The organism is Marasmitruncus massiliensis (assembly GCF_900186535.1).
GTDB lineage: Bacteria > Bacillota > Clostridia > Oscillospirales > Ruminococcaceae > Anaerotruncus > Anaerotruncus massiliensis_A.
In genome coordinates, this window is record NZ_FYDE01000005.1 from 2,074,157 (window position 1) to 2,085,676 (window position 11,520).

12 protein-coding genes are annotated in these 11,520 nt (G+C 49.9%); 5 read left to right on the top strand and 7 right to left on the bottom strand.

Annotated features, from left to right (window positions below; translation table 11 throughout):
• Positions 1–213: 213 nt before the first annotated feature.
• From C1A10_RS18105 to C1A10_RS18120, 4 genes are all read left to right on the top strand, one after another.
• Positions 214–1,554, top strand: a complete 1,341-nt coding sequence (locus C1A10_RS18105; RefSeq protein WP_207654740.1) for an ABC transporter substrate-binding protein — start codon at positions 214–216, stop codon at positions 1,552–1,554.
• A gap of 112 nt (positions 1,555–1,666) precedes the next feature.
• Positions 1,667–2,614, top strand: a complete 948-nt coding sequence (locus tag C1A10_RS18110; protein WP_101911591.1) for a carbohydrate ABC transporter permease — start codon at positions 1,667–1,669, stop codon at positions 2,612–2,614.
• Positions 2,615–2,681: 67 nt separating this feature from the next.
• A complete protein-coding gene (locus C1A10_RS18115; RefSeq protein ID WP_101911592.1) occupies positions 2,682–3,515 on the top strand; it encodes a carbohydrate ABC transporter permease in 834 nt (277 codons plus the stop codon).
• 15 nt (positions 3,516–3,530) lie between these two features.
• Positions 3,531–4,376 carry a sugar phosphate isomerase/epimerase family protein gene (locus C1A10_RS18120; protein WP_101911593.1) on the top strand — a complete coding sequence of 282 codons (846 nt, stop codon included), beginning with the start codon at positions 3,531–3,533 and terminating at the stop codon, positions 4,374–4,376.
• Positions 4,377–4,449: 73 nt separating this feature from the next.
• On the opposite strand, the gene C1A10_RS18125 is transcribed toward C1A10_RS18120, so the two are convergent.
• From C1A10_RS18125 to C1A10_RS18150, 6 genes are all read right to left on the bottom strand, one after another.
• Positions 4,450–5,472 (bottom strand): zinc-binding alcohol dehydrogenase family protein, encoded by a 1,023-nt coding sequence (locus tag C1A10_RS18125; protein WP_101911741.1) that lies wholly within the window; start codon positions 5,470–5,472, stop codon positions 4,450–4,452.
• Positions 5,473–5,516: 44 nt separating this feature from the next.
• A complete protein-coding gene (locus C1A10_RS18130) occupies positions 5,517–6,404 on the bottom strand; it encodes an SDR family NAD(P)-dependent oxidoreductase (RefSeq protein WP_101911594.1) in 888 nt (295 codons plus the stop codon).
• Positions 6,405–6,447: 43 nt separating this feature from the next.
• Entirely contained in the window at positions 6,448–7,722 is a 1,275-nt protein-coding gene (locus C1A10_RS18135) for a TRAP transporter large permease (RefSeq protein ID WP_101911595.1), read from the bottom strand.
• Between the two features lie 3 nt (positions 7,723–7,725).
• Positions 7,726–8,202, bottom strand: a complete 477-nt coding sequence (locus tag C1A10_RS18140) for a TRAP transporter small permease (protein WP_101911596.1) — start codon at positions 8,200–8,202, stop codon at positions 7,726–7,728.
• A gap of 122 nt (positions 8,203–8,324) precedes the next feature.
• Positions 8,325–9,392, bottom strand: a complete 1,068-nt coding sequence (locus tag C1A10_RS18145; protein ID WP_242968972.1) for a TRAP transporter substrate-binding protein — start codon at positions 9,390–9,392, stop codon at positions 8,325–8,327.
• Positions 9,393–9,464: 72 nt separating this feature from the next.
• Positions 9,465–10,145 carry a ribulose-phosphate 3-epimerase gene (locus tag C1A10_RS18150; RefSeq protein WP_101911597.1) on the bottom strand — a complete coding sequence of 227 codons (681 nt, stop codon included), beginning with the start codon at positions 10,143–10,145 and terminating at the stop codon, positions 9,465–9,467.
• 382 nt (positions 10,146–10,527) lie between these two features.
• On the opposite strand from C1A10_RS18150, the gene C1A10_RS18155 reads away from it, so the two are divergent.
• Positions 10,528–11,205 (top strand): GntR family transcriptional regulator, encoded by a 678-nt coding sequence (locus tag C1A10_RS18155; RefSeq protein ID WP_101911598.1) that lies wholly within the window; start codon positions 10,528–10,530, stop codon positions 11,203–11,205.
• A 44-nt stretch (positions 11,206–11,249) separates the two neighbouring features.
• On the opposite strand, the gene C1A10_RS18665 is transcribed toward C1A10_RS18155, so the two are convergent.
• Positions 11,250–11,520: hypothetical protein (locus C1A10_RS18665; protein ID WP_207654741.1), on the bottom strand; the 271-nt coding region annotated here is incomplete at its 5' end.

The window sequence follows — 11,520 nt, forward strand, 5'->3', positions numbered from 1 at the left end:
TATTTTGTTCAAATTTCACATTTCAGAATCATTACAAAACATTTACACACATTTGCTTGGACATTTCCCGCAAATAAGCTACTCTTATAGAGAAAGAACGACTTATAGGGTACGGGTTATCAAAATATTTAGTTGTTGATTTAATTAAATATTTTAATAATCAATATGACTAAGAGCCATTGGTACCCCCAAAAAAGTAAAGGAGAGCGTTTTATGAAAAAGACGTTAAGCGCCATACTCGCCGCAGCGATGTGCTGCACACTGGTTTTGGCCGGCTGTTCGCAGACAAGCCCCGCGCCCGGATCTGGAACCGCATCCGGTGCCGGCAGCGACAAGGTCATCGAATTGGATATGTATTTCCCCGTCTCGGTCGGAGGCGGGCCGGATGCCATTATCAGCGGGCTTTGCGACCAGTTCCACAGCGAATATCCGGGAATCAAGGTTAACCCCGTGTATGCGGGAACCTATGCCGAAACCCGCACAAAAGTGTTGTCCGCCATCAAGAGCGGCGACACCCCGGCGATTGCCCTGATGTTCTCGATCGACCTGCATTCGCTGCTTTCCATGGACGTCCTGTATGACTACGACCAATTCTGTAAAACAGATGAGGACAAAACCTGGCTGAACGGCTTTTACGACGGTTTCATGGAAAACAGCCGCACCGGAGGAAAAACCTATGGTATCCCCTGGCAGCGCAGCACGATTATCCTGTATTACAACAAGGATGCCTTCAAGGAGGCTGGACTGGACCCCGAAGCGCCGCCGGCCAACTGGCAGGAGTTGAAGGACTACGCCAAAAAGCTCACCAAAACAGAAAACGGTACAACTACCCGTTACGGCATTCAAATACCCTCGGATAAGGCAGGCTACGCATACTGGATGCTTCAGACCTTCTGCAACCAGGAGAATGGATTCAACCTGATGAATGAAGACGGCGACGAGGTCTATTTTAATGACCCCAGAACCATTAAAGGGCTGGAATTCTGGAAGAGCCTGTCCGATGACGGCAGCCAGCCTGCCGGGACCAGCGCATGGTCGACCACCCCAACCGATTTTATCGAGCAGCGGGCCGCAATGATCTACCATACCACCGGAAACCTCACCAATATTCGCAAAAACGCCAAGTTTGACTTTGGGACGGCTATGCTCCCGGCCGACGAATCAAGGGGTTCCCCGACGGGCGGCGGCAATTTCTACCTGTTCAAGGGTGTCCCTGAGGAGGAGACGCAGGCGGCCTATACCTTCATCAAGTGGATGACCGGAGACCCCGACCGTGTGGCACAGTGGTCGATTGACACGGGATATGTCGCTACCCGCCCCGAAGCCTATGAGACGGACCTGCTGAAAAATTACGCGAAGGATTTCCCGCAGGCACTTACCGCACGGGACCAGCTCGAATACGCGCACGCCGAATTCTCCGTGTACGACCAGGGAAATGTGCAGGATATTCTTGATACGGCGATTGAAGCGGTCATGACTAGACAGATGAGCGCTGCCGACGCAATGGCGCAGGCGCAGGACAAAGCGGACGGTATTTTAAAGCAGTACAAATAGCACTTTCTATGCTGTTAATCAGCCGTATCCCCCGGCAGAGTTGTTTTGCCGGGGAACTTTGGTAAATCTGCACGGCAGCCGCTTTGGGAAAACAGAATCGAGGGCTTTGCTTATGAAAACTTTATCACCCGGAACCGCGGGGAGGGCGGCAGCTCTCCCCCGCGGACAACAGAAAAAGACTCCCATCGACCGGGAACTTCGCAGAAAGTGGAAAACCACCCTGCTGGCGTGGGGCGTTCTATTGCCGTCCCTGCTTTTTCTGGGGACGTTCACCATCTACCCGATCCTCAGCAGTCTGATCAAAAGCTTCTATAAAGATGACCTGGCGACGGTGATTCCCCGGTTTATCGGATTACAAAATTATACCGGACTTCTGAACGACCCCATTTTTGCCAAGTCATTTTTCAACAATTTGCTGGTGGCGGTCTGCACCGTCCCCACCAGCATCGCGCTGGCTGTTGCAATGGCCGTTTTTACCAACAAGGTGATTGCGGGAAAAGGGATCGTGCGTACGGCGTTCTTCTACCCCACGATTCTGCCGATGGTAGCCGTAGCAAACATTTGGCTGTTTATCTATACGCCTATCTACGGCCTCGCGTCCTACCTTAATCCCGCATGGCGTATCCTCGGAAATCCGGATACCGCCATCTGGGGCCTGATCGTCATGCTGAACTGGAAACAGGCTGGCTATCTGATGATTTTCTATCTGTCCGGGCTGCAAGGGATTCCATCGGAATTATATGAGGCAGCCATGATCGACGGTTCAGGTCCGCTGCAAACCTTCCGCAATATCACATGGCCGATGCTGCAGCCGACTACGCTTTATATTACGATTATCGCACTGACCAACGCCTACAAGACGGTGGATCATCTTTACATTATGACAAAAGGCGGACCGAACAACTCCACCAATATGCTGCTGTTTTATATTTATCAGGTCGGTTTCGATTTCTGGGATACGGGTAAGGCTTCCGCCATGACGATTGTACTCATCGTGCTGCTGCTTACCGCTACCTGTGTGTACTTTTTCACGCAGGACAAAAAGACCTTTTATAACTAACCGCTTATCCGATTGGATAAGCCTTCCCCTATAAAAAGAATGCACGCGTTTACGCAGGGAGGTCCCTATGAAAAAAAACACCGGCGTCCACCTGACCCCCGGCAGGCTGTTTGTATACGTTCTGATGTGCCTTTTGGCCGTCATTTATCTGATTCCGCTCTTATGGATGGTGCGCACCGCGTTTATCCCTTCCGGTTTGGCGCTGCAGCCATTTGCTTTTGCCTGGCCCACGTTCGGGAACCTCGAGCATATTCTGAATGTGGCCCCGTTTTCCCTTTATTACGCCAACACGATTTTCATTGTGTTTTGTACACTGGCCGTACAGTTCGTGCTCATCACGCTGGCGGGATATGTGTTTGCGCGTCTGGATTTTTTTGGAAGCCGTGTGCTGTTTGTGCTGTTTCTCACACAGTTGATGATTTCCCCTGACGTCCTGATCCTTCCCAATTATCAGTTGATGCAGCGGCTAAATCTCGTCAATACGCGGGCCGGGGTCATGCTGCCCTTCTTTGCCTCGGCTATGGGAACGTTTTTTATGCGGCAGTCGATCAAAACCATCCCCTACGAACTGGAGGAGGCGGCAAAAATGGACGGCTGCGGGTTGCTGCGAATGCTTGTTCAGATTTACGTTCCGCTGCTTAAACCCGCTTATGCGGCGTTCGGGCTGATTTCCGTATCTTTTCACTGGAATGATTTTCTCTGGCCGCTTGTGATGATCAATTCCGTAGGAAAAAGGCCACTGACGCTGGGCCTTGCGATCTTTGCGATGTCAAGCGAAACCGGGGCCCAATGGAGCGACGTCTGCGCGGCAACCTTTCTTGTTGTTTGCCCGCTTCTGATTCTGTTTTTTGTTTTTCAGCAGCAATTTGTCGAGAGCTTTATCCATTCGGGGATTAAATAGCGAAGGAGTGTACACATGGTTAGCGTCAGTACTTTTGCGTTCGCCGGGCTGGATCTTTTGGAATTCGCGGAAAAGCTCCGCAGGCAGGGCGATACGGAAACTGGCTTGGAACTGTTTTTCGACACGCATCCTTTTACAGGAGCCGGTCTTTATCAGGAACACCTGAGGGACTTTATCAATCATGAGCGGATGGGAATTCACTGTCCGACATCGGGCTGTGACCTTCTGGCAGACGAAGGGACGCTCCTTCTCAGGCACAGTCTGGATCGGCATAAGGAATGCATGGAGCTGGCCGCACGGATCAACGCGCCTTATATGGTGCTCCATACAAACGGCATGAACCCGGTGGATCAGGCCAGGATACAGAAAAAAAGGAAACTGTTTATGGAGCGGGCGGTTCTACTCGCGGAAACCGCACGGCAGTACGGATGTGAGCTGTGGGTTGAAAATGTAGGTTTTGGCCGCAGCCGGACGATGGTGTTTGACGAGGAGTCCTATATAGATCTGATCCTGTCCGGCAGAAGCTTTTATTCGCTGGTGGATATCGGTCATGCGCATATCAACGGATGGGATCTCCCGCGGCTGTTCAAACGGCTGAACGGAAGAATCAAGGGGGTCCATGTGCATGACAATGACGGCGTTTCCGATCAGCATTTGCCCGTTTTCAGGGGCAGTATCCAATGGGAACCGATCTTTCAGGCCATGCAGAATTTATCCGGCGATCTTGTGGCCGTTCTGGAATACATGCCAAATACGCCGCGCGGGGAACTCTCGCTCGGCATCAACATTTTGCGGGACAATCTTTTCAAACAGGCAGATACCACATCGTATTTCAAAAAAGATTCAAAAGCGAAAGCATGAGTAGAACACGTCCCCCGACCGATGGTTACGGCTGAGGGACGTGTTCTGCGTTTACGAAAGGATTCCGGGCGTATCAGCCAAACGTAAGGACGACTTTGGCAGCGCCGCCGTTTTTATCCGCGAGCACGTCAAATGCCTTTTTGAATTCTTCTGCAGGGAACACATGTGTAATCAGCTGATTCACACGGTCAAGCCTTCCGGGAAACTGTTCAACAGTTTCCGGAAACTTCTGAAACTGATGCCTTGTTCCAAGGATTGTAAGTTCTTTTGCGTTAAGCGCCCTAAAATTGACGGGAATCGGCTCTTTTCCGAAGGTCATCGCGACAAGGCGTCCCGCGGGTGAGAGGACTTCCACCGCATGGGTTAAAAGCTCGGGAACTCCGGCCGCTTCAAAGATCACATTAACCCCCTCGCCGCCCGTCAGCCTTCCGATCAATGCGTCCAGATCCTCCTTCATGGGGTTTATAAGATAATCCGCTCCGAACGCTTTAGCCATCGCAAGCCGGTTTTCGTTCGGCTCGGACACAATGACGGTAGCCCCCCGGCTTTTCGCGACATCCGCAACCACCAGGCCGATCGGCCCCGCGCCATGGACGAGAACCACATCTCCGGGCTGCACGTTACCGCGCCAGTTCGCCTGCGCACCGATTGTATAGGGCTCGCAGGCTGCCGCCTGCACAAAGGACATTTTATCTGTGTGATACTTGTAGAGCTGAGAACGTCCGACAACCGCATATTCCCGGAAAGTACCGTCCACGCTGCATCCAAGCACCTTCAGCTCCCGACACACGTTATGATGACCGGTGCGGCAGGCATAGCAGGTACCGCAGTAGGTGATCGGTTCGAACACGACGCCGTCTCCCGGATTCAGATCAGTTACACCGTCACCCACCTCCTCGACGGTCCCGCTTGCTTCGTGTCCGATGACGCGCGGATACACGGCGTAAGGATTTGTCCCATGCGCGACGTGTACATCGGAGCCGCAGATTCCCGTCGCCCTGATCCTGACCAGTACCTGGTCAGGGCTTGTGATGGACGGCTTTTCCACTTCCAGCATCTCTATTTGATTCGGTTTAATTACTGTAATTGCTTTCAAAATATCATCCATTCTTTCCAATAAAACTGTTTTGCCGCCGCGGCCTAAATACCAGGGCAGGAAAGGAACCCGCCGTCAACGGCGATGACCTGGCCGGTAATATATCCGGACATAGCCGGATCAGCGAAAAATCGCAGTGCGCCCACAAGTTCGACGGGATCTCCGAGCCTTCCCATCGGCGTACGGTGAATCACATGATCATAGCGCCGCGTGTAGGTTCCATCCGGATTCACATACATATCGTGGTTTAAGGGTGTCAGAAAATATCCCGGAGCCACCGCGTTGACCCGGACCCTGCCGTACTCATTTGATAAGTAGTTGGAAAGCCATTTTGTAAACATGTCGACCGCCGCCTTGCTGGAAGCATAGGCAGGCACCATACTAAGCGCGTCATAGGCCGCCATCGAGGTAATATTGATAATGGAACTGCCCTCCTGTCCAACCAGATCCACCGCGAACACCTGGCAGGCAATAAATGTTCCCAGCCAGTTTACATTCATCACGCGCAGTACCCTGTCCGCGTCGAGATTGAACAGCGTACGGCTTTTTTGAACAAGTGCTTCATAGTCCTGCCTGGAACCACCCGGCGGAAGCGCTGCCACATCCGTATCGTTTTCGTCACCACGTTGGTAAGCCTCCGATGTTGTCTTGGCAAGAACGTCCTGAATGCCCGCGCAGTTAATCAGTACATTGCATTTCCCGAAGGCATTGCGTACTGCCTCCCGCGCCGCTTCCATGGATGCCCTGTCTGTAACGTTGCAGAAAGCCGCGAAAGACTCGCCGCCCTTTTCCCGGATTTCCACGGCAACACACTCCGCCGCCTTGAGATCATAATCCAAAACAGCGATCCTGTGGCCGTCTTTTGCGAGTTCTCCGGCAAAAACGCTGCCAAGCCCGCCTCCGGCGCCCGTAATGACAATTGTCTGCTGCATGCGATAACCCCCTTGATTTTTTATACACTCGATTGGTCTGACATCAGGAGGCCAGCAAACCAGGAATCCAAAGCGTGATTTGCGGCACAAACGAGACGAGCGCCAATACGGTCAGGCTGGTCAATAAAAACGGCGTGTTTGCCCTGAATGCTTGATAAGTAGAAACTCTCCCGATCTGTGCGCCCGTGCAGATACACATCCCGACCGGCGGGGTTGTAAGGCCAATCATCAGGTTCAAAATTGCCATCAGTGCGAAATGAACAGGGTCCATGCCAACCGCCGTTGCTACCGGCAGAAGCACCGGGAACGTGATCAGGATCGCCGCAAGGCTCTCCATAAACATTCCCACGAACAAAAGAACAATATTGATGAGCAGGATCACAGCGATTCTGCTGGATGTAATGCTGAGGATGCCGTTTGCCACCATCTGCGGGATTCGCTCAGCGGTGAGGATATAGCCGAATACGTTCGCGAAACCAATCAAAATGATAATGCTGGCGCAGGAGCGCAGGTTTTCCCACAAAATGCGGGGAACGTCCTGAAATTTAATCTCCTTATAGATAAAGATGCCTACCACCAGTGCGTAAACGCAGGTGACAACAGAAGCCTCCGTCGGCGTGAAAATCCCCGACAGAATGCCGCCCAACAGAATCAGCGGCATAATAATCGCCCAGATAGCGCTTTTGGTTGTTTTCAGCCGCTGTTTCCAGCCTACTTTTGCATGTTTCGCATAATGCCGTCTGACGGAAATGATATAGGTAGGGATGCACAGGGCGAGCCCCAGCAGAATACCGGGAATAATACCGGCCTGGAACATCTTTCCAACAGAAATACTGACACAGGAGCCAGCGATAACCATTGGAACGCTCGGCGGAATAATAGGCCCGACGACGGAGGATGCCGCTGTTACCGCTACTGAAAAGTCGTCGTCATAGCCATCTTCAACCATCGCGGGAATCAACATGCCGCCGAGGCTGCAAACGTCCGCAATCGCCGTACCGGAAATTCCCGCGAACACCATGCTTGCTGCCACATTGACCAACGCAAGGCTGCCGGTAAAGTGTCCCAGAAACGCATTGCAGAAGTCAAGAATACGTTTTGTAATCCCGCCGCCGTTCATCAGGGAACCGGCCAGCATGAATCCGGGAATGCACAGCAATGTAAAGGAGTCCATGCCTGCAAAAAATTTTTGTGTGATAACCGCAAGCGGAATATTATTCATAAACAGATAAAACAGGGACGACGCCCCCAATGAAAAAGCGATCGGCACACCAAGGATCAATAATACGAGAAACAGGACAAACATCACCACAACCACACTTTATTCCCCCTTTACCATGTCCATCACTTCTTCAACGACAAGCGCAAGACTGTAAATCGTTGTGAGCGCGAAGATCCCAATCGGGACAATATAGAAAAACCCCATGTTGATCCGCAAAGAGGTCGTGAGTGTCTTTAACCCCTTTGTAAAAAAAATATAAGCCTGCCACGTGCCAATCACGCCGACTACGCTGATAACCAGATGTTCAAAAACAGTAATGGCATGGCGGACCCTGCCGTGCAGGTTGTTTAAAAGGATATCGATGGCGGCATATTCCCGATATTTAATTGCGATTGGCGCACCTGTCATAATCGTGTACATGAAAAGCAGCCTGGTCATCTCATCTGTCCAGGGGGCTGAAAGCCCCGGCGTATACCGTGTGATAATCTGAACCAGAACGCAAATGCCGACCAGTATAAAACATGCAGCCGTCAGGTAACTGAACACCTTGTCAAACGCTTTGGCAATCTTTTTCATCGTTTCCCTCCCATAAAGTACGGCTCCCTCAAACGGTATCGACCTATTGATCATCCGCCATGCAGAGCCGCCTGCCGATACAGGCGGTTCTGCATGCATTGAAGTTGTCAGTTAGCCGGAATTCAGGATTTTTTCTCATTCGCGTCCGACATAGCGCTGATCTTCTGATACATATCCCAGAGGTCCGCACCCTGCTCCTCAAGGTAAGCTTTAATAGGAGGCAGCATGGCTTCTTTAAACGCCTCGCGGTCGACATCGGTGTTGACAGTCATACCCGCATCGATACATTTCTGACGATAATCATCTTTATGCTCAAAGTAATATTGATCAACCCATTCCTGCATCTCGTTGGAAGTCTCGTTCAGCCAGCCTTTCATTTCGTCGTCAAGCCCATTATAAACGTCCGCGGAAATCAGATTCAGAATGGTCGAATAAACATGGCTGGTTTCGTTGACATATTTCTGCACTTCAAAGAAGCTGTTGTCATAAATCATGTCATACGGGTTCTCCTGCATCTCCACAACGCCCTGACTCAGCGCGTTAAATGTTTCGCTCAAGGCGATTGAAGAGCAGACAGCACCCGCCGAGTTCCACATATTGTTATGTAATGGGTTGCCGGACATGCGCATTTTGCGGCCGGTAAGATCAGCGGGCGTGTTGAGTGCTACATTGGAGGTAAGTTGGCGGGGTCCACGGAGCTGATACCACAGAACGTGGAAACCGGCGTTGTCAAAATCGTTTTTGATCGAAGTGCCGATATCGCTGTTAATCATGTTCTTCACGTCTTCCTCGGAGTTATATGCCCAGGGAGCCTCAAGAAGCGTCGCGCTCGGCGCATATCCGCTGAATGAACCGCCCGACATGGTCATGGAGGTTGTTCCTACCAGCATACCGGCGAGGGAATCCGCTTCGGAGCCGGAGGTGCTGGAGGGGTAAATTTCAACCTTGAACCGTCCGCCGGATTTTTCTTCAAGACGTTTTTTAAACTCAGTGGCTGCAAGGCCCCAGGGATGCTCGAGGGATACTGTAAGATCATACTTCAGCGTAACTGTCTCACCGGCTGCCGCAGGCTGCTGGCTTGTGCTGCTTTCACCGGTGCCGCCTGCCGGGGTTCCCGCGCCTTTACTGCACCCAAACAGCATGCATGCGCACAGTGCAAACGCGGCCATGGATAGGATCGTTTTTTTCATAATCTTCTCTCCTCCAATTTTTTATACTTTCATCACAGTTTCCTGTTATGACACAAAATTCGGCACGACCGCCTAAAACTCGCGGATACGATCGATACAGGTTGCATAGTCTTCCTTCTGGAAAAACAGTTCCTGTTTGCCAAGTACAAACCCTTCGACTCCACAATTATGATAAAGATCTGTAATAACCTCTCTTGTGGCACCGCCGTCCAGCAACAGATGATAATCCAAGCCTTTTTGTTCGCGGTACTGATTGAGCTCAGTAAACTTTTGCCGGGTATAGCTCATGAAAGTCCGTCCGGCAAAACCGGGATTAACGGCCATAATCATCACATAATCCGTAATGGGAAGCATATCTTTGACCATCTCAAGCGCTGTGCAGGGATTTAAAATCAGCCCGGTTTTTTTACCCTGCAGCTGGATCAACTCCAGTGTCGCCGAAGGAATTAGTTCGGATTCCGGATGAATGTAAATAATATCTGCGCCTGCTTGTGCAATTTTTTCAACATAGCGGTGCGGATGCATGACCATCATGTGGCAATCGATCAGTTTATGCGCGCCTTTGTCCGTGATGCGCCGTATCATTTCCAATTCTCGGACAGACATCCCGAAATTGTTGACGAATGTTCCGTCCATAATGTCAACATGATAAATATCCATATCGGTTGCATCCAGCTTTTCGATTTCCTCACGCATACAATCTGTCGGCAAATTCAAAATGGATGGGCATAATAGCTTACGTCTGTTGTTCATAGCAAGTTCTCCCTTTCTCGGACCACTCAGACAAATGAGAGGTCGGTTTACGCAGGAAAAATGTATACTAGTTTTTCTTTGCACAAGTATAACTCGAATCCTCTTTAAAATCAATATTTTTATATAATTTTTATCTTATTAATAATTATCCATATCATTTTTTTGTTTATTATTCACTTAATACCGATATTTCTTTGTCGTTCGTCAAGAGCCAACATTTTTTCGTAAGTAGTATTCATTTCATGGATAAATATATCATTGCACTGCGGAAATTCCAGATAATAGCAATCTTTTATTGAAAAAATAAAAAATATAAGATATAATGCATACTAGATAGTTTAACAAGATCATTTTAACAATCTTACGGAAGCGGGAGTCAGTTATGGGCACAACCTCTCAGACATCGGCGAATCTCAGTCAGGTGATCTACCAGCATCTGTGGTACGAGATTTCTACCCTTCATTTAAAGCCCGGGGAAAAACTGAGTGAAGTCAAACTGGCCAGACAGTTCAATTGCAGCCGGATACCAGTACGAGAAGCCATCCATTTGCTGGTTGCCGACGGCGCTTTGGAAACTCAGTCTCAAAGGGGAAGTTTTGTAACTTTAATTGATCTCGAACAATTGGAACGCATTCGTTATCTCCGCGAAGCCCTGGAGATCAAGATCATGATGGACGGATATCGCTCAGGCTGTTTCGATCCCATCATTCCTTACCTTGAATCGCTTGTTGCACGGCAGGAGGAGCTTATGAATGCCTCTGCATATGAGATCGCTTTCCAGATGGATATTGAGTTTCATAAGATTTTTTATAATCTGACAAAAAAAGAGTTTGTCTTGGATCATACCGGCGAAAAGGATATCCATTATTTAAGAGCCAGGCTGCTTTCTCTGCAGCATGAAAGCCCAATTATCATGCCTTCACAGCACCGGGCCATTATTAACGCAATCAAAGTTCACGATGATGATGCTCTTGAAAAAGCCGTCTACCATCATCTAAATAACGTTAATATCCTTATTCAGGATAAGCAGCTCGATCTTGAGAGCTATTTTAGGCACTGATAAGCCGATCTGCGGGTTTGCTTCATAACAAAACGCGTCCAGTATCAAACTGGACGCGTTTTGTTATTTTTTGATATCAGCATTAAAAAATCTTTAAGTCCATTCTCGATCGAGCCGATATGGATTATCATCAAGAACCACGCAGCAACAGGGGACCGCTGCACAGTTGTTGCCTTCAGTCTTTCCCATTTCCGCGAAAACAGGACGCCGATCAGGCAAAGAACAACCAAACCTATGCATGTCCAAAATAGAGCCAGGTCAACCCACTGGTAATATTGCAGCCACTTGAGCTTTTGTCCGAACTCTTCCGCAAGC

What these genes read in the sequence shown, in the direction of transcription:
- C1A10_RS18105 (WP_207654740.1), top strand. Translation starts at nt 214, where the DNA reads ATGAAAAAGACGTTAAGCGCCATACTCGCCGCAGCGATGTGCTGCACA.
- C1A10_RS18110 (WP_101911591.1), top strand. Translation starts at nt 1,667, where the DNA reads ATGAAAACTTTATCACCCGGAACCGCGGGGAGGGCGGCAGCTCTCCCC.
- C1A10_RS18115 (WP_101911592.1), top strand. Translation starts at nt 2,682, where the DNA reads ATGAAAAAAAACACCGGCGTCCACCTGACCCCCGGCAGGCTGTTTGTA.
- C1A10_RS18120 (WP_101911593.1), top strand. Translation starts at nt 3,531, where the DNA reads ATGGTTAGCGTCAGTACTTTTGCGTTCGCCGGGCTGGATCTTTTGGAA.
- C1A10_RS18130 (WP_101911594.1), bottom strand. Translation starts at nt 6,404, where the DNA reads ATGCAGCAGACAATTGTCATTACGGGCGCCGGAGGCGGGCTTGGCAGC.
- C1A10_RS18140 (WP_101911596.1), bottom strand. Translation starts at nt 8,202, where the DNA reads ATGAAAAAGATTGCCAAAGCGTTTGACAAGGTGTTCAGTTACCTGACG.
- C1A10_RS18145 (WP_242968972.1), bottom strand. Translation starts at nt 9,392, where the DNA reads ATGAAAAAAACGATCCTATCCATGGCCGCGTTTGCACTGTGCGCATGC.
- C1A10_RS18150 (WP_101911597.1), bottom strand. Translation starts at nt 10,145, where the DNA reads ATGAACAACAGACGTAAGCTATTATGCCCATCCATTTTGAATTTGCCG.
- C1A10_RS18155 (WP_101911598.1), top strand. Translation starts at nt 10,528, where the DNA reads ATGGGCACAACCTCTCAGACATCGGCGAATCTCAGTCAGGTGATCTAC.